The sequence below is a fragment of the Streptomyces sp. Da 82-17 genome (assembly GCF_046098215.1).
Taxonomy (GTDB): Bacteria; Actinomycetota; Actinomycetes; order Streptomycetales; family Streptomycetaceae; genus Streptomyces.
The window spans coordinates 369,498-387,329 of record NZ_JBJURH010000003.1; the positions used below are offsets into that span (position 1 = coordinate 369,498).

15 protein-coding genes are annotated in these 17,832 nt (G+C 73.6%); 5 read left to right on the forward strand and 10 right to left on the reverse strand.

The annotated features are described in order from the left end of the window. Positions 1 to 13: 13 nt before the first annotated feature. The 8 genes from ACIDOF_RS07165 to ACIDOF_RS07200 all read right to left on the reverse strand — a co-directional run bounded on the left by ACIDOF_RS07165 (position 14) and on the right by ACIDOF_RS07200 (position 10,536). Positions 14 to 1,402 carry an aldehyde dehydrogenase family protein gene (locus ACIDOF_RS07165; RefSeq protein WP_409004847.1) on the reverse strand — a complete coding sequence of 463 codons (1,389 nt, stop codon included), beginning with the start codon at positions 1,400 to 1,402 and terminating at the stop codon, positions 14 to 16. A gap of 184 nt (positions 1,403 to 1,586) precedes the next feature. Beyond that, positions 1,587 to 3,113: a SulP family inorganic anion transporter gene (locus ACIDOF_RS07170; RefSeq protein ID WP_409004848.1), complete on the reverse strand. Its 1,527-nt coding sequence runs from the start codon at positions 3,111 to 3,113 to the stop codon at positions 1,587 to 1,589. 41 nt (positions 3,114 to 3,154) lie between these two features. Then, positions 3,155 to 3,811 carry a carbonic anhydrase gene (locus ACIDOF_RS07175; RefSeq protein ID WP_409004849.1) on the reverse strand — a complete coding sequence of 219 codons (657 nt, stop codon included), beginning with the start codon at positions 3,809 to 3,811 and terminating at the stop codon, positions 3,155 to 3,157. Positions 3,812 to 4,131: 320 nt separating this feature from the next. Continuing rightward, on the reverse strand, positions 4,132 to 4,557 hold the full coding sequence (locus ACIDOF_RS07180) for a hypothetical protein (protein ID WP_409004850.1): 426 nt from the start codon (positions 4,555 to 4,557) through the stop codon (positions 4,132 to 4,134). Between the two features lie 191 nt (positions 4,558 to 4,748). Next, positions 4,749 to 5,990: an MFS transporter gene (locus tag ACIDOF_RS07185; protein WP_409004851.1), complete on the reverse strand. Its 1,242-nt coding sequence runs from the start codon at positions 5,988 to 5,990 to the stop codon at positions 4,749 to 4,751. A 2-nt stretch (positions 5,991 to 5,992) separates the two neighbouring features. Next, positions 5,993 to 7,420, reverse strand: coding sequence for a CitMHS family transporter (locus tag ACIDOF_RS07190; RefSeq protein WP_409004852.1), 1,428 nt, complete (start codon positions 7,418 to 7,420; stop codon positions 5,993 to 5,995). Positions 7,421 to 7,540: 120 nt separating this feature from the next. Next, positions 7,541 to 9,811, reverse strand: coding sequence for a molybdopterin-dependent oxidoreductase (locus ACIDOF_RS07195; protein ID WP_409004853.1), 2,271 nt, complete (start codon positions 9,809 to 9,811; stop codon positions 7,541 to 7,543). 113 nt (positions 9,812 to 9,924) lie between these two features. Next, the gene (locus ACIDOF_RS07200) at positions 9,925 to 10,536 is read right to left on the reverse strand and encodes a TetR family transcriptional regulator (protein WP_409004854.1); all 612 of its coding nucleotides are present in this window, start codon (positions 10,534 to 10,536) and stop codon (positions 9,925 to 9,927) included. A 221-nt stretch (positions 10,537 to 10,757) separates the two neighbouring features. Here ACIDOF_RS07200 and hmgA point away from each other — a divergent pair, with 221 nt between their 5' ends. Genes hmgA through ACIDOF_RS07215 form a run of 3 tightly spaced genes read left to right on the forward strand, consistent with a single transcriptional unit; the run spans position 10,758 to position 14,114 of the window. Further along, a complete protein-coding gene (gene hmgA / locus ACIDOF_RS07205) occupies positions 10,758 to 12,077 on the forward strand; it encodes a homogentisate 1,2-dioxygenase (protein ID WP_409004855.1) in 1,320 nt (439 codons plus the stop codon). A gap of 22 nt (positions 12,078 to 12,099) precedes the next feature. Further along, positions 12,100 to 12,849 (forward strand): GntR family transcriptional regulator, encoded by a 750-nt coding sequence (locus ACIDOF_RS07210; protein WP_409004856.1) that lies wholly within the window; start codon positions 12,100 to 12,102, stop codon positions 12,847 to 12,849. Between the two features lie 56 nt (positions 12,850 to 12,905). Continuing rightward, positions 12,906 to 14,114, forward strand: coding sequence for a type ISP restriction/modification enzyme (locus ACIDOF_RS07215; protein ID WP_409004857.1), 1,209 nt, complete (start codon positions 12,906 to 12,908; stop codon positions 14,112 to 14,114). Between the two features lie 289 nt (positions 14,115 to 14,403). Here ACIDOF_RS07215 and ACIDOF_RS07220 read toward each other — a convergent pair whose 3' ends face one another. Both ACIDOF_RS07220 and ACIDOF_RS07225 read right to left on the reverse strand, forming a co-directional pair. Beyond that, on the reverse strand, positions 14,404 to 15,177 hold the full coding sequence (locus tag ACIDOF_RS07220; RefSeq protein WP_409004858.1) for an ABC transporter permease: 774 nt from the start codon (positions 15,175 to 15,177) through the stop codon (positions 14,404 to 14,406). Positions 15,178 to 15,192: 15 nt separating this feature from the next. After that, positions 15,193 to 15,906 (reverse strand): TetR/AcrR family transcriptional regulator, encoded by a 714-nt coding sequence (locus ACIDOF_RS07225; protein WP_409004859.1) that lies wholly within the window; start codon positions 15,904 to 15,906, stop codon positions 15,193 to 15,195. Positions 15,907 to 15,968: 62 nt separating this feature from the next. On the opposite strand from ACIDOF_RS07225, the gene ACIDOF_RS07230 reads away from it, so the two are divergent. Further along, positions 15,969 to 16,910 carry an ATP-binding cassette domain-containing protein gene (locus ACIDOF_RS07230; RefSeq protein WP_409004860.1) on the forward strand — a complete coding sequence of 314 codons (942 nt, stop codon included), beginning with the start codon at positions 15,969 to 15,971 and terminating at the stop codon, positions 16,908 to 16,910. After that, positions 16,907 to 17,692, forward strand: coding sequence for an ABC transporter permease (locus tag ACIDOF_RS07235; RefSeq protein ID WP_409004861.1), 786 nt, complete (start codon positions 16,907 to 16,909; stop codon positions 17,690 to 17,692). Before ACIDOF_RS07230 ends, ACIDOF_RS07235 begins: the two co-directional genes overlap by 4 nt. The last annotated feature ends 140 nt before the right edge of the window (positions 17,693 to 17,832 follow it).

The following is a 17,832-nucleotide window of genomic DNA, read 5'->3' on the forward strand; positions in this document are numbered from 1 at the left end:
AAGGCGAGACGGCTCAGAACTGCAGGGACTTGGTCTGGAGGTACTCGCCCAGGCCGTGCGGGCCCAGCTCGCGGCCGACGCCGGACTGCTTGTAACCGCCGAACGGGGCCTGCGGGTTGAAGCGGCCGCCGTTGATGTCGACCTGGCCGGTGTCCATGCGGCGGGCGAACGCGACGGCCTCCGCCTCGTCACCGGCCCAGACGGCGCCGGCCAGGCCGTAGACGGTGCCGTTGGCGACGGCGAGTGCCTCGTCCTCGTCGGCGTACTTCAGGATCGACAGGACCGGGCCGAAGATCTCCTCCTGGGCGATCGTCATCTCCGGCGTCACGTCCGCGAAGACGGTCGGGCTGACGAAGTAGCCCTGCTCGTACGGGGTTTCGGTGCCGCCCGCGACCAGGCGGGCGCCCTCGGCGACGCCCTTCTCGATGTAGCCGCGCACCCGGTCCCGCTGCTTGGCGTTGACGACCGGGCCGATCCGGTCGGCGTACTTGGCGGCGGCCGCGGCGGCCAGCTCGACCGCCTCGTCGTACCGGTCGGCGTGGACCAGCATGCGGGTCCAGGCGCTGCAGGTCTGGCCGGAGTTGGACATCACGTTGGCGACGCCGACGTTCACGGCCTTGGCGAGGTCGGCGCTCGGCAGGATCACGTTGGCGGACTTGCCGCCCAGCTCCAGGGCGACCGGCTTGATCGCCGCGCCCGCGGTGGCGCCGATCTGCTTGCCGACGGCGGTGGAACCGGTGAACGAGACGAGGTCCACGCCCTCGTGCTCGGCGAGCGCCTGCCCGGCGACCGGGCCGAGACCGGTGACCAGGTTGAACACGCCCGCAGGCAGGCCCGCCTCCTGCACGGCCTCCGCGAAGAGCTGCGCGACCAGCGGGGTGTCCTCGGCGGGCTTGAGGACGACGGTGCACCCGGCGGCGAGCGCGGGCGCGGCCTTGGCGACGATCTGGTGCAGCGGGTAGTTCCAGGGCGTGATGGCGCCGACGACGCCCACCGGTTCGAGCAGCACGGTCGAGTTGCCGATCTTCTCCTCGAAGGCGTACGAGGCGGCGAGTTCGGCGTACGAACCGGCCACGGCGATCGGCACGCCCGCGTGCACGGCCTGCGAGAACGGCAGCGGCGAGCCCAGTTCGGCGGTGACGGTCTCGGCGATCTCGTCCTTGCGGGCGACCAGCACGTCCCGCAGGGCGCCGATGAGGGCCGCGCGCTCGGCGGGCGGGGTCGCGGCCCAGCCGGGCAGGGCGGCGCGGGCGGCGCGCACCGCGGCGTCGACGTCCTCGGCGGTGCCGGCCGGGACGTGCGCGATCACCTGCTCGTCGACCGGGTTGACCACCGCGATGGTGTCCGGGCCGGCGGCGGGCCGCCACTCGCCGCCGATGTACATGCCGTCGTGCGCCTTCATGGCACTCCTTCCGAGCCTGTCTTCCGTCGTCCGGCACCCAAACTAGCGGTGATAGTTTTCTGGCGCCAGGGTCACCTGCGAACCCAGGGGCAGCGTACGGGCGCACGGAACGGCCCGGCGGTGGGGTGCACCGCCGGGCCGTCGCACGCAGCCTCCGCTCAGGCCGTCGTACGTGCGTGACCGCTCAGGCCGTCGTACGAGGCGTCGCTCGGGCCGTCGTGACCTGCACGCGGGTCCCGGCGCCCGCCGCGAGGGCGTTGTGGCGCTCCTCCCAGGTGGCTAGGGCCATCGCGCAGGCGTGGTCGACGTGCCGGAGTCCGCCGAGGTCGAGGTGCAGCTCGCGGTCGGCGGGCAGCGCCTCCAGGGAGTCGAGCAGCTTGGGCAGCCGCAGGAAGGTGGCGTTGCCCAACACCCGTACCCTCAGGGCGGGTCGGGCGCCCTTCTCGGCCACGGGCTCCTCGGTCGTCTCGATGTGGACGTGGCTGACCTCCCACGCCGTCTTGGCCACGGCGAGCAGCAGGCCGATGAGCACACCCTCGAAGAGGTTGCCGACGACGATCGCCACGGCGGTGACGGCCAGGATCACCAGCTCGCCCCGGTGCTCGCGCCACAGCGGCCCGAGGTCCTTCCACGGCACGAGCTTGAACCCGGCGTGCACCAGGACACCGGCGAGCGCGGCGACCGGGATGACGCCGAGCGCCGCCGGGAACGCCGCCGCGAAGACCAGCAGCCAGACGCCGTGCAGCACCCGCGAGGCCTTCGTACGGGCGCCCGCCTGCACGTTGGCGGCGCTGCGCACGATCACCGCGGTCATGGGCAGCGCGCCGAGGGCGCCGCAGACCGCGTTGCCCGCGCCCTGGGCCATCAGCTCCTTGTCGTAGTCGGTGCGGGGGCCCTTGTGCAGGCGGTCCACGGCGGCGGCGCTGAACAGCGACTCGGCGGAGGCGATGAGCGCGAACGCGAGGACCGTGCCGAGCATCGCGAGGTCGGCGAGCGCCGCGAACTCGGCGCCGCCGGGCGGCTGTACGGCGTCGAGCAGGCCCTTGACCTCGACGCGGGCGACGGGCAGGCCGAGCACCGCGACGGCGAGCGTGGCCGCCGCGACCGCGACCAGCGGGGCGGGAAGGACGCGGGCGGCGGCCTTCCAGCGCGGCCACAGCACGAGCAGCGCGATGGTCCCGGTGCCGACGGCGAGGGCGGCGAGCGCCTCCGGCGAGGCGGCCACGTCGAGGACGAGCCCGGGCAGTCCCGCGAGCTTGGCGAGCCCGCTGCCGGGCGCCTCCAGGTCGGCGAGGGCGTACACCTGTCCGGCGATCAGGACGAGCCCGATGCCGGCGAGCATGCCCTGCACGACGGCGACCGAGATGGCCCGGAACCAGCGGCCCAACTTCAGGGCGCCCATGGCGAGTTGGAGCAGTCCGGCGGCGAGCACGAGCACGCCGAGCGCGGCGAGGCCGTACGTCTGCACGGCCTCGTACACGAGGACGGTGAGGCCGGCGGCGGGGCCGGAGACCTGGAGGGAGCTGCCGGGCAGGAGGCCGGTGAGGAGGCCGCCGACGATGCCGGTGACGATGCCGAGCTCGGCGGGCACGCCGGAGGCGACGGCGACGCCGACGCACAGCGGCAGGGCGACGAGGAAGACGACGACGGAGGCGGTCAGGTCGTAGCGGAGGGTGCCGCGGGAGCGGGGTGCGGGCGGGGGGCTGGGCATCGGTTCGGTTCCCGGTGCGGGGGCAGGCATGGTCGTTCCCTTCACAGCGGCAGGAAGGCGTCGGCCGCCGGGTCGTGCTCCATGACCAGGCCGGTGTCCACGGCGTAGTACCAGCCGTGCAGCCGCAGCCGTCCGGCCGCCGACCCCTCGCGTACGCAGGGGTATTGGCGGAGCCGGTCGAGCTGGGCCTTGACGTGGCGCTGGACGTGCCCGGCCACCTGGGCGTCGTCGTCGATGCCGGACTCGGGGTCGCGGACGGGCAGGTGCGGGAGTTGGCGCTCCAGCCGGCCGGCGACAGCGGGGACGGACGCGAGGGGGCGTCGCGGGCCCGCAAGGACCGGGGAGACATCCCCTCGGTCTTCGCCGTGGACGCGGGCGCGGACGGCGCCGCAGTGGGAGTGGCCGCACACGACGATGTCGGGCACCCGCAGCACGCTCACGGCGTACTCGATGGTGGCCACCTCGCCGCTGGCGCCCTCGGCGTACTCGGGGACGGCGTTGCCCGCGGTGCGCAGCTCGAAGAGCCGGCCGGGGCGGGCGCCGGTGAACAGGGACGGGATGACGCGGGAGTCGGAGCAGGTGATGAACAGGGCTTCGGGGGACTGTCCTTCGGCGAGCCGGCCGAAGGCCTCGCGCTCCTCCCCCGCCGCGGCGATGCGGCCGGGGAAGTCGCGGGCATGGTCGATGAACGCGTGCATGGGTTCCTCCTGGCGTTCCACGCCGGCGGGCGGGGGCGGGCACGCAGACCTGCGGGCGCGCGGGCACGCAGACGTGCGGGTGCGCGGGCAGGCAGGGGTGCGGGCGCGCGGGTAGGCAGGGCTTGGCGCCGGGGCACGTCGTGGGTGCCTCGGTCGGTGTGCGCCGGTTGTGCCGCCGTCGGGAAACGTGGTCGGTCGGGGGCGTGCTGATGTGCGTACGGGACGCGGGGGCGCCTCGGGTGCCGGGGCCGCGCGGGCCTACGGGAGGGCTGCCGCGGGGCGGGTGACCTGCGGGGGCGCGGCCCGGGGCGGGCCGGGGTTCAGCAGCGGAACACCTGCAGCAGGGCGGGCCGTTCGCCGGGGTCGGGGGCCGCGGCGACGGCGGCGTGCCCGGTGACGGATCTCGGGGCGCGCGCCGGGTGTGCGGCGGGCGCGGGGGCCGCTGCGGCCGTGCCCGGGTCGGGCAGCGGCACGGGCGCGGCGACCGCGGCGCGGATCGCGCGCCGGTGCCGGCAGTCGTCGAACGGGCCCGGGTGGCGGTCCTGTTCGGCGTTGGCCGCGCCGCGTCCCGGGCCGGCGGCGAGGCCGGCGGGGGCGGGCGGCGCGGCGACCGCGGCGTACGGGTCGGTGGCCGCGGGGTTCTGGTCGGCCGGGCCCGCCACGGCGGAGTCCGTGGCGACGGCCAGGGCGAGGAGGGCGCAGAGGGCGGCGGTCAGCAGGCCGAGCAGGGCGCGGCAGCGACGCATCTCAACCCCCTCGCCCCTCTGGTCGGTTCACTTCCGGAACGGCAAACGCCGTCGGCGCCTCGGACGCCGCGGGTGTCGCCGTACGTGATCACCATTGTGCCCAAGTGCCGTTCCCAGTGTGCCCGTTGGCATGTGAATGGCTGGTTAACTCGGGGGTCGTGAGCGGGGCGATGTGGCTGGTTTCACGCCGCTCAGCGCTTCGCGTGGTCCGTCCGGGCCGGTTTCGCGCCCCGTGCGCCGGTCGTGCTTTGCGTCCGCAGACCTCCGCGCAGGCCGAGTCCGGCCGCGGCGACGAGGAGCACGCCGAGCATCAGGAACGGCGCGGCCGCGCCCGCGACTCCGGCGACGAGTCCGGCGGAGGCGGGGGCGGCGACCTGGCCGAGCCGGTTGCCGGTGAGGCGCAGCGCGAGGGCGGTGGAGCGGGCGCCGTCGGGGGCGGCCTGGACGACGGTCGTCATGGACAGCGGCTGGCCCACGCCGAGGCAGAAGCCGAGCACGGCGAGCATCAGGGCGAGCGCCCACACCGGTACGGGCAGGGCGATGCCGGCGCAGAGGAGGCCGCCGACGAGGCAGGTCGTGACGAGCAGGGCGGTGCGGCCGATCAGCCGGATCATCGGCGTCATGACGAGTCGGCAGGCGATGGTGGCGGCGGCGCGCAGGCTGAGCAGCAGGCCGACGGTGGCGGGCGCGATGCCGCGGTGCTCGCCGACGACCGGCAGGTAGGCGGTGAGGATGTCGGTGGCGGACAGCACGGCGAGGCTGATGAAGATGCCGGCGGGGACGCCGCGGGTGCGCAGGATGCGGTGGACGGGCACCTTGGCGTCCTGTTCCGCGCGGGCGCGTACGGGCGCACGGTGCTCGATCCGCCAGAGCGAGCCGAGGGCGACGGCCGCGACGGCCGCGGAGACGATCAGGGCGAGTGCGCTGGTGCGCGCCATCGCCCCGTCCTGCTCGGAGATGAGGAGTCCGGCGGCGATCGGGCCGACGAGCTGGCCGAGTGAGGCGCCGATCGTGAAATGGCCGAAATTACGGTCCTGTTCGGCGGGCGCGGACTGCCGGGCGACGATCGACTGGGCGCCGATCACGAAGCAGAGGTGCCCGAGTCCCATGACGCCGCTCCACGCGGCCATCGCGGCAAGGGAGTTCACGGCGCCGCTCAGGGCGCAGCCCCCGGCGATCAGGACGACGCCGATCGGCAGCAGCGGCGCGCACCGGCCGTGGTCGGTGCGTCGGCCGAGGGGGACGGCGGCGAACAGCGGGAGCAGCGCGTACACGCCCGCGATGACGCCGACGGCGCGTTCGTCGGCGCCGAGCGAGAGGGCCCGGTAGGACACGGCGGGCCGCGCCATCGACACCGCCCCCTGCGCGAAGCTGAAGGCGATGACGAGGCGCAGCAGCCACGTCCTTCCGGGCCCTGGACCGCCGTCCGTCATGCTCAGACGATCCCGAAGAGGATGGCGGAGGCGAGCACCACGAGCGAGGTGAGGGCGGCCCATTTGACGGTGAACCGGGTGTGGTCGCCGAACTCGACCTTGGCCATGCCGACGAGCACGAACACGGCGGGCACCAGCGGGCTCGACATGTGCAGGGGCTGGCCGGCGATGGAGGCGCGGGCGATCTCGACGGGCGCGATGCCGTGGGCGGCGCCGGCCTCGGCGAGGACGGGGAGGACGCCGAAGTAGAAGCCGTCGTTCGACATGAAGTACGTCAGCGGGAGCGACAGGAGGCCGGTGACCAGGCCCATCTGCGAGCCCATGGCGTCGGGGATGGAGCTGACCATCCACTTGGCCATCGACTCGACCATGCCGGTGCCCTGCAGGACGCCGGTGAAGACGGCGGCGGCGAAGACCATGCCGGAGACGTTGAGGACGTTCTCGGCGTGGGCGCCGATGCGGGCCTTCTGGTCGGCCATGTTGGGGAAGTTGACCGTGAGGGCGAGCGCGGCGCCGAGCAGGAACAGCACCGGGATGGGCAGCAGCTCCATGATCATCGCGGCCATGAGGGCGGCCGTCAGGAGCGCGTTGAACCAGTACAGCTTGGGGCGCAGGGTGGCGCGGTTCGGGTCGAGCCCGGCGAAGGTCTCGCCGTCCTCGTTCCGGTACGAGGGGGCGCTGTGGTCGCCGCCGCCGGTGCCGTTGCCGCTCGCCTTGCCGGAGGCCTTGCCGGAACCGGAACCGGAACCGGCGCCCGCGCCGACGAGGACCTTCTCGTCGACGGTCTCGGTCTCGGTGACCGCGTCGAGGGAGAGGTAGCCGACGCGCTTGCGCTCCCGGAGGCCGAGGACGTACGAGAGGGCGAAGACGGCGAGCAGGCCGACGGCGAGCGCCGGGATCATCGGGACGAAGATGTCGCTGGCGTCCAGCTTGAGCGCGGTCGCGGCGCGGGCGGTGGGGCCGCCCCAAGGGAGCGTGTTCATCACGCCGTTGGCGGTGGCGGCGACACCGGTCAGCACGACGAGGCTCATCTTCAGCCGCTTGTAGAGCGGATACATCGCCGAGACGGTGATCATGAAGGTGGTGGAGCCGTCGCCGTCGAGCGAGACGATCGCGGCGAGCACGGCCGTGCCGACGACGATGCGCATCGGGTCGGCCTTGCAGAACCGGAGGATGCCGCGCACGACCGGGTCGAAGAGGCCGACGTCGATCATCACGCCGAAGTAGACGATCGCGAACATCAGCATCGCCGCGGTGGGCGCGAGGTCGGTGACGCCTTCGAGGACGTAGTCCCCGAGCTTCGCGCCCTGTCCGACGAAGACGCAGAAGAGTGCGGGGATGAGCACCAGTGCCGCAATCGGCGACATCTTCTTCATCATGATCAGGACCAGGAAGGTCGCGATCATGGCGAAGCCGAGGATGGTCAGCATGTGGATACCTAACGTTCGCCCTTGAACTCCACCAGGGGCCGGCGGTTCGCACGACGTTAAGACCCGCTATTCGGCGTTAACAAGATGTTGACACGCGAGCAATACGAGCAAAACTCCTGGTCACAGCCTTGCCTGCGCGTTCGTGTCGACGGGCGTGAGCAGAACCGGCACTCCGTTGAGCACCGCGGTGCCGGACAGCGGGTCGAGGAGCGTCCCGTCGAGCAGCTGGTTGCTGTTCACCCCGGGCGCGGCCGAGGCGACGGCGGTACGGGTGCCGGGCCGGTCGTGCCCCCAGCCGTGCGGCAGGCTCACGACGCCCTCGCGTACGGCCGCGGTGACCTCGGCGGGCGCCTCCACCTCTCCCCCGGCGCCCTTGACGCGGACGAGGGCGCCGTCGGCGATCCCGTGGCGGGCGGCGTCCTCGGGGTGGATCTGCAGGGTGCAGCGGTTGGAGCCGCGGTTGAGGGCGGGGACGTTGTGCAGCCAGCTGTTGTTGGACCGCAGGTGGCGGCGGCCGACGAGGACCAGCCCGGCGGGTTCGCGGTCCAGGGCGGCACGGAGGCGGGGCAGGTCGGCGGCGACGCGCTCGGGAAGGAGCTCGACGCGCCCGCTGCGGGTGCGGAGCACTTCGGGGAGGCGGGACCTGAGCGGCCCGAGGTCGATGCCGTGCGGGTGGGCGAGCAGCCGGTCCAGGCTGAGCCCTTCCGGGTCGGCGCCGAATCCGTCGCCGTACGGGCCGAGGCGCAGCATCAGGTCGAGTCGGCGTTCGGCGCCGCTGTCGCCGGTGAGCAGGGCGGCGAGTTCCTTCGGGTCGCGGCCGTGCACGCGCGCGTGCGGGTCGGCGACGGCCTTGCCGAGGGCTCGGTCCACGACCATGGCGTCGACGGCGTCCGGCGGGGTGCCGTGCATCCCGGAGGCGGCGAGGATCAGCCGGGCGTGGATCTCGCACTCGTCCATCGCGCCGTCCTGGAGCGGTAGGGCGGCGCGCGTGTAGCGGGCCTGGTTGCGGACGGCGAGGGCGTTGAACGCGAAGTCGTAGTGGGCGCTCTGCGCGGGCGGCGGCGGGGGCAGCACCACGTGCGCGTGCCGGGAGGTCTCGTTGAGGTACGGGTCGACGCTCACCATGAAGTCGAGCCCGGCGAGGGCGCGGTCGAGGCGGTCTCCGTCGGGCGCGGAGAGCACCGGGTTGGCGGCGAGGACGAGCAGGGCGCGTACGCGGCCGTCGCCGGGGGTGTCGATCTCCTCGGCGAGCGCGGCGGCGGGCAGCTCGCTCTTGACCTCCGGGTGCCCGCCGACCCGGCTGGTCCAGCGCCCGAGCCGGAAGCCCTTGCCGGGGGCGGCGGGGCGGGGCGCGCGGTCGGTGGCGGAGAGCGGGAAGAGGACGCCGCCGGGCCGGTCGAGGTTGCCGGTCAGGACGTTGAGGACGTCGACGAGCCAGCTCGCGAGGGTGCCGAACTCGACGGTGCAGGTGCCGATGCGGCCGTATACGGCGGCGGTCGGCGCGGCGGCGAGCTCCCTGGCCAGCTCCCGGATCTCCCCGGCCGGCACGTCGCAGGTGGGGGCGACCGCCTCGGGGCTGAACTCCCGTACGGCGTCCCGGACTCGGTCCACCCCTTCCACGTACGACTCAAGGCGGCCCAGCGCCGTCAGGTCCTCCTCGAAGAGCACGTGGACGAGGGCGGCGAGGAGGAGGGCGTCGGCGCCGGGGCGGATCGCGAGGTGCCGGTCGGCGAGCTCGGCGGTGCGGGTGGTGCGCGGGTCGACGACGGTGAGGGTGCCGCCGCGTGCGCGCAGGGCCTTGAGGCGGCCGGGGAAGTCGGGCGCGGTGCACAGGCTGCCGTTGGACTCCAGCGGGTTGGCGCCGAGGATCAGCAGGTGGTCGGTGCGGTCCAGGTCGGGCACGGGGATCGCGAGCGGGTCGCCGTAGAGCAGTCCGGAGGAGACGTGCTTGGGCATCTGGTCGAGGGTGCTGGCGGTGAAGAGGTTGCGGGTGCCGAGGGTGCTGAGGAGGACCGGCGGGTAGAGGGCGCCGGCCACGGTGTGCACGTTCGGGTTGCCGAGGACGACGCCGACGGCGTTCGGCCCGTGCTCCTCGGTCAGGGGCCGCAGTGCGGCGGCGATCGCGTCGAAGGCCTCGTCCCAACTCGCCTCCTCCAGGCGTCCGTCGCGGCGGACGAGGGGCCGGGTGAGCCGGTCGGGGTCGCTGTCGAGCTCGCCGAAGGCGGCGCCCTTGGGGCAGATGAAGCCGCGGCTGAACACGTCGTCGCGGTCGCCGCGCGCTCCGGTGACGCGCGTGCCCTCGATGGTGAGCGTGAGCCCGCAGGTGGCTTCGCAGAGCGGGCAGATGCGGCGGGCGGTACGGGAGTCGTCAGTACGGGCGTTGCGGGACACGGGCCCTCCCAGGGGCGGCGGCAGCGGCGGCGCACAATCCGCTGCGAGCATACCGACCGGTACGCACGGAGGCGAGGGTCCGGCGTGAGGTTCGCCCCGTGTACGCCCGGGCTTCAGTCGAGGGACCGCGCCAGGTAGGCGTGCAGCAACTCCCGGGTCTCGGCGACGAGTTCGGCGTCCCCGTCGGGCCGCAGCCGGAACGCGAGGCGCAGCACCGCGTCGGCCGCCTCCACGCCGACCAGGAGACAGCGCCGGAGCCCGGCGTCGAGCGGCCGCCCCAGGTGCCCGGCGAGCAGGTCGGCGAGACGGTCGGCGAGCAGGTGGTTGGCCTCGGACGGCGCCTGCACGGGGCCCGCGAAGTCGACGAGCGAGAAGCCGGGGACGGTGCGCTTCATCGCGAGGTACTCCTCCAGCGCGGCGTCGACGGCCGTCCGCCAGTCGTCGTGCCCGACGGCCGCGAGCCGCCCGGTGATCCGCTCCGCGTACCGGTCGAGGTTGCGCTGCGCGAGGGCGTCGGCCATGGCGCGCTTGTTGCCGAAGAAGCGGTACACGGACCCGATCGGCACGTCCGCCCGCTCGGCCACGGCACGGGTGCTCAACGCCTCGTACCCGACCTCGTCGAGCAGCCCGGCGCAGGCGTCGAGTATCCGGTTCAGGCGTTCGGCGCTGCGCTGCTGCACGGGGGCGCGGCGCAGGGTCGCCTTCGGCTCGGGGGTCCAGGACATGCGGGTGAGCGTAACGAGTCAAGGGCGCCGTCGTACGGGGCTCGGCCTTCCGGGGCCTTCCCCCGGACCCCGCCCCCTCGCCCGCCGGGCTCGTCCTCAAACGCCGGACGGGCTGGATTGTTGACGACCCCCTATCCGAATCCTACGGTGGTCCATAGGATTCACTGGTCCGGCAGACGCCGGCGGCAGACGCAGAGATTCTTCGGCAGCGGGGAGCGCAGATGAGCGGGACCGAGCAGGCGCGGAAGACGGCGGAGGGGCTCTCGTACCTCTCCGGTTTCGGGAACGAGCACAGCAGCGAGGCGGTTCCGGGGGCGCTGCCGCTCGGGCGGAACTCCCCGCAGCGCGCCCCCCTCGGCCTGTACGCGGAGCAGCTGAGCGGCAGTGCGTTCACCGAGCCGCGGGCCCACAACCGCCGCTCGTGGCTGTACCGCATCCGCCCCTCCGCGGCCCACCCGGCGTTCACGCGGATCGACAACGGCGCGGTGCGCACGGCCCCGTTCACCGAGTCCGTGCCCGACCCGAACCGGCTGCGCTGGAACCCGCTGCCCGAGCCCGCGCCCGGCACGGACTTCCTGGACGGCCTGTGGACCCTGGGCGGGAACGGCGACGCGACGCAGCGCACCGGCATGGCCGTGCACCTCTACCACGCCAACTCCCCCATGGAACGGCGGGTGTTCAGCGACGCCGACGGCGAGCTGCTGATCGTCCCCGAGCAGGGCGGGCTGCTGCTGCGCACCGAACTGGGCCTGCTGCGGGCCGAGCCGGGCGAGGTGGCGCTGATCCCGCGCGGTGTCCGCTTCCGCGTGGAGCTGCTCGACGCGACCGCCCGCGGCTACGTCTGCGAGAACTACGGCGCCCCGTTCCAGCTCCCCGACCTCGGCCCGATCGGCGCCAACGGCCTGGCGAACGCACGGGACTTCAGGGCCCCGGTGGCGGCGTACGAGGACGTCGAGGGCGAGGTGGAGGTGGTCAACAAGTACTGCGGCAACCTCTGGCGCGCGGTCTACGACCACTCCCCGCTCGACGTGGTCGCCTGGCACGGCAACCACGTCCCGTACGTGTACGACCTGCACCGCTTCAACGTCATCGGCACGATCAGCTACGACCACCCGGACCCGTCGATCTTCACGGTGCTCACGTCGCCGACGGACACCCCGGGGCTCGCGGGCGTCGACTTCGTGGTGTTCGCGCCGCGCTGGCTGGTCGGCGAGGACACGTTCCGGCCGCCGTACTTCCACCGGAACGTGATGAGCGAGTACATGGGCCTGATCGAGGGCGCGTACGACGCGAAGGCGGAAGGGTTCGTGCCGGGCGGCGGCTCGCTGCACAACATGATGTCGGCGCACGGCCCGGACCGGGAGACCTTCGAGAAGGCGTCCGCGGCCGAGCTGAAGCCGCAGAAGATCGACGACGGCCTGGCGTTCATGTTCGAGACCCGCTGGCCGGTGACCCTGGCCCCGCAGGCGGCTCAGGCGTCCCACCTGCAGACGGGCTACGACGATGTGTGGCAGGGTCTCCAGCGTCATTTCCGCTCGTAAGCAGGAGCAGTACGGAGCAGCCGTGACCGCCTTCGCCCCGGACTCGATCGTCCTCAACCGCAAGCTGCCGCTGTGGTACCAGGTGTCGCAGTCCCTGCGCGCCTCCATACTCGGCCGCAGCCCGGACGCGCCCCTGCGCCTGCCCACGGAGGAGCAGCTCGCGGCGCACTACGGCGTGAGCGTCCTGACCATGCGGCAGGCGCTCAAGGAGCTGGAGGACGAGGGCCTGATCAGCCGGCACCGGCGGCGCGGCACGTTCATCGAGCCGAGCGCCGAACGCGGCGCCCCGGTACGCCTGTTGGGCTCGGTCGACGCGATCGTGGCCCAGCAGTCCGGTATGCGCACCGAGCTCCTCGACCACGGCAGCGGCCCGGCGCCCGCCGACGTCGCCGAGTTCTTCCCCGGTCTGCCCGAGGTGGCCGCGTACCACCGGCTGCGCAGCGACGAGCAGACCGGGGAGCCGACCAACCACGCGCGCAACTGGGTCCGCCCGGACGTCGGCGGCCGGATCGACCCGGCGGACCTGGAGCGCTGGCCGATGACGAAGGTGCTGCGCGACGTGGTCGGCGTCGGCATCAGCCGCATCACGGACACCGTGGAGGCGCGGCTCGCGGACCCGGAGACGGCCGCGCTGCTGCAGGTCCCGCTGCTCAGCCCGATCCTGCACTACACCGGCGTCACCTACGACGAGGACGGCGCCGTCCTGGACGTCGCCCGCATCCACTACCGCGGCGACCGCTTCTCGTTCACGGTCACCCTGGACGCCCACTGATCGCTGCGCTTCCCGGGCCCCCTGGACGCCCGCTGATCACGCCGTACGATCGGTGCGTGACTCACTCGGACGTGGCAGCTGTTTCCGCCGCCCCGCTGCTCGACGATCTGCTGCCCTGGTCGGTCGCCCCGCTGCGGCTCGGCCGCGGCTGGCCGATGGCGCCGGACGCGGCGTCCCTGAAGGCCCGCTGGACGGCGTTCGTACGGGCCGAGCCCGAGCGGCGCGCGGAACTGCTCCGGCCCAGCAGATCCCGCTCACTGACCACCTCGGTCGGCCAACTCCCCGGGCAGAGCAGCGGTACGGGCGCGCTCGCGGGCGAGGACGGGCCGTGCCCCGAGCCGGTGCGGGTGCTGCACGGCCCGTTCGACGAGCAGTGGCTGATACCGGACCACCGTCTGATCGACGCGGCGAGGCCCGAGTTGTGGCGGGTCGCCGACGCCGACCAGCTGTTCCTCGTCGAGCCGGGGCACATGCCGGACTCCGGCGGGCCCGCACTCGTCGCCACCGCGCTGCTGCCCGACGGCCGCTCCCCCGCCGGCCGCCCCGGCCGCATCCGCCCCCTCTACCGGCGCCCCGGCGGCACCGAACCCAACGTCGCGCCCGGCCTGTTGGCGACCCTCACGGACCGGCTCGGCACGGAGGTACGCCCCGAGGAACTGCTCGCCTGGTGCCTGGCCGCGGCCCGCCGCACCGCATCGGGCTGCCGCGTCCCGCTCACCGCCGACCCCGACGTGTGGGCACACGGCGTGGACCTCGGCCACCGCGTCCTGTGGCTGCACCTGCGCACCGGCGAACGCCCCAAACTCCCCGGCGGCCGCCGCCCGTACGTCCGCTCCGCCCTCCCGCCCCGGCCCACGGAACTCCTCTACGACCGCGAGGAGGAAGCCCTGCACATCGGCGAAGGGCGCATCTCCCCGGTACCGGCGGCGGCCTGGGACTTCCACGTCTGCGGGGTGCGGGTCCTGGAGCTGTGGTTCGAGCGGCGCACGTGGACGGAGGACACGGACGGCCTGGAAGCGGTACGCCCGACGACTTGGCCGCAGACGTGGACGTCGGAACTCCTCGAACTGATCACGGTCCTGGCCCTGCTGGCGGAAGTCCGGCCGCGGCAGGAGGAGTTGGTACGGGCTGCCGCGGAGGCCCCGCTGAACGCGACGGCACTGGGAAGGGCAGGCGTCCTCCCGGTACCTCCTTCGGCAAGACGCCCGGCGTCGGTCCTGGACCACAACGAGGAAGGCCCAGGCGGCCAGTTCGCACTGATCTGAGCGAGGCACGTCTCCGGCTGTCCCACCGTCGTGGAGCTGTGCCCACCCTCCCCATCGCCCTGCGGAACGCCTGCCCACAGCAAGGTGAGGGGGCTGGTGCGCCCCGAAAGGGGCGCGGGGAACTGCGCGACCAGCCACGACGGGGGGAAAGCCGGGCGACAGGCCAAGGGGGCAGGGACGCGCCCCGAAAGGGGCGCGGGGAACTGCGCGACCAGCCACGACGGCGCGGCAGCCGAAGAACGACCGGGGTCCGGGGCGCAGCCCCGGGTCAGGGGGGGGCCGGGGGAAGTCACCGGTGCAGCTTCCCCCGTGCGACAAGCTCCAGCACCCCCGCCACCGCAACCCCCTGCACCGCCATCAACCCCACCAGCACGAACAACTGCACCGCCCCCGCCTGCACAGGCGAAGCCCCACCGAGCAGCATCCCGACGAACGCCCCGGGCAGCGTGACGAGCCCGACGGTCCGTGTCTGGTCGAGCCCCGGAAGCAGCGCGTCCGACGCCGCGGGCCGGGCGACGAGGAGGCGGGCCTCCGGGTCGGTCAGGCCGAGGGCCATCGCGGCCTCCACCTCCCCCTTCCGTGTGTCCAGCTCGTCGAGCGCGCGCCGCCCGCCGAGCACGGTCGCGGTGAGCGCCCCGCCGATCAGGATGCCGGTGACGGGGATGAGGGTGATGCCCTTGAGCGGGACGAGCCCGGTGAGCAGCAGTGCCAGGACCACGGGGGCGACGCCCGCCCCGATCGGCACGGCCGCCCACCACCAGCTGCCGTTGCCGGTGATCCGGCGTCCGGCGGTGCGGGCGGCCACCGCGTACATGAGGGCGATGAAGCCGAGCAGCAGCGGTACGGAGCGGACGACCCAGCCGATCAGCAGGGAGACGGCGGCGAGTTGGGCGGTGGCGCGCAGCCCGGCGACGACGATCTCGCGGGCCCGCCCCCGGTCCTCGGCGGGGCTGAGCCGGGCGAACGCGGCGACGCAGGCGGCGACCGCGAGCAGCACGGCGAGGACCGCGCCCAGGGTGAGGTTGACGGGCAGCAACGTGGCGGAGGCGGCGTACGCGGGCACGCCGCAACCCTACGGTCAGGGCTGCGCGAACCCGTCGAGGAGCCGCCCCACCGTCCGTTCGAAGGCCTCGTCGGCGTCCGGGGGCGGCGGGCCCTCGGCGAGGAGGGCGGCCAGGCGCGGGTAGGCGCCGGAGGCGACGCGGCTCGCCATGTACGCGCCGCGCACGGCCTGTTCCTGCTCCTCGGTCCAGGGCAGGGAGCGGCTGCGCTCGGCGATGGCCAGTTCGTTGGCGACGGAGATCATCGCGGTGCCGTTGACCATCGCGATCAGCTCCATCTTGGTGCCGCCGGGTGCGTCGAGCGGTTCGAGGCAGGACAGGCAGTGCTCCAGGAACCGCAGGGCGTTCGGGCCGAAGGCGTACACCGTGGACATGACGTGGGTCAGCCAGGGGTGGCGGCGCAGGATGACGCGGGCCTGCCGGGCGATGCCGAACATGTCGGCCCGCCAGTCACCGCTGGGCGGCGCGTCCAGGTCGTACTCGGCGCTGACGGCGTCGACCATCAGCTCGTACAAGTCCTCTTTGCGCGGCACGTAGTTGTAGAGCGACATGGTGCCGCAGCCGATCTCGGCGGCGACGCGGCGCATCGAGACCGCGTCGATGCCGTCGGCGTCGGCGATCCGCACGGCCGCCGCGACGATGTCGCTCCTGGTGTACGCGGGTCTGGGGCCGCGCCCCGTGCGCTCGGGCCGCGTCCAGATCACTTCGGGTACGGCCGCTCGGCCCGCCATCGATCATCACCTCCCTCACATCGTAGTTACGTACAGCGTACGTAGTGCGCTACGGTGGGGCCATGACTTCTACGTACGCTGTACTTAGTGAAGGTCTGGAGAAGCGCTTCGGCGACGTGCACGCGCTGCGCGGGCTCGAACTGGCTGTCCCCGAGGGCTCGGTGTGCGGGCTGCTCGGCCCCAACGGCGCGGGCAAGACGACCGCGGTGCGGGTCCTGACGACGCTGCTCGCACCGGACGCGGGCAGCGCGCGGGTGGCCGGGCACGACCTGGTGCGCGAGCCGCACGAGGTCCGCCGGCACATCGGCGTCACCGGGCAGTACGCCTCGGTCGACGGCGACCTGACCGGCGCGCAGAACCTGCGCCTGTTCGCCCGGCTGCTGCGCGCCCCGCGCTCCCGCGCCGCCGAACTCCTGGAGCGGTTCGACCTGGTGGCCGCGGCGGACCGGCCCGTGCACACGTACTCGGGCGGGATGCGGCGCCGGCTCGACCTCGCCGCGAGCCTGATCACCCGGCCCCGGGTGCTGTTCCTCGACGAGCCGACGACCGGCCTCGACCCGCACAGCCGGAACCGGATCTGGGACTCCGTACGGGAGTTGACCGGGCAGGGCACGACCGTGCTGCTGACCACGCAGTACCTGGAGGAGGCCGACCAGCTGGCCGACGACATCGTGCTGATCGACGAGGGCCGGGTCGCGCAGCGCGGCACCCCGGCCGAGCTGAAGGCCGCGATCGGCAGTTACGCCCAGGCCGTGGTCGCCGACGCGGACGCGCTGCCCGCCGCCGCTGCCGTGCTCGACCGGCTCACCGGGGCCGAACCGGTCCTGGACGCCGAGCACCGCACGGTCGCCGCGATCAGCCTCGACCGCACGCTCACGCTGCCCCGCCTTGTCCGCGAACTCGACGCCGCGGGCGTGCCGTTGCTGGACGCCGCGCTGCGCCCGCCCACCCTCGACGAGGTGTTCCTGCGCCTCACCGCACGCAAGGAGACCGCCGCCGCATGAGCACCCTCGCCCTCGCCCACGACACCTCCGCCGTCCTCGGCCGCCACCTCCAGCGACTGCGGCACGCCCCGGCGATCACGGTCATGACCAGCACCATGCCGGTGGTCTTCCTGCTGTTCTTCGGGTACGTGTTCGGCTCGGCGCTCGCCATGCCGGGCACGGAGTACCGGGCGTTCCTGGTGCCGGGACTGCTCGTCGCGACGGCCGCCAACGGCATCATGAACGGGATGTTCGCCGCCGCGCAGGACTCCCACCGCGGCGTGATGGACCGCTTCCGCACCCTGCCGATGAGCCGCGCGTCCGTCCCCCTCGGCCAGGCCTTCGCCGACCTCCTGACGACGGCGGCCGGGCTGGTCCCGCTGCTCCTCGTCGGGTACGCGATGGGCTGGCGCATCGAGGGCACGCCGGCCCAGGCCCTCGGCGCGTTCGGCCTGTTGCTCCTCTTCCGCTTCGCGAGCACATGCGTGGGGATGTTCCTCGGGATCGTCTCGCGCAGCGAGGAGGCCGCGGGCCAGTTGGGCGGCGCGACGTTCATGCTGCCGCTGCTGTCCAACGCGTACATCCCCACGACCAACCTGCCGTCGTGGCTGCGCACGGTCGCGGAGTGGAACCCGATCAGCGCGGTCACGACGGCGGTACGGGACTTGTTCGGCAACGCCCCGATCCCGGAGGGGGCAGCCTGGCCGGTGACGCATCCGGTGGCGGGGTCGGTGCTGTGGTGCGGGTTGCTGATAGCGGCGTTCCTGCCCCTGGCCGTCCACCGGTACGGCAAGCGAGGCTGAGCCGTTCCTTTCCCCACCCCGCCCCTTCCCGAACTGGGGCTCCGCCCCAGACCCCGCTCCTCGAACGCCGGAGGGGCTGAATTGCCGAGCCCCCGGTTTTCAAGGGGCGCGGGGAACTGCGCGACCAGCCACGACGGCGC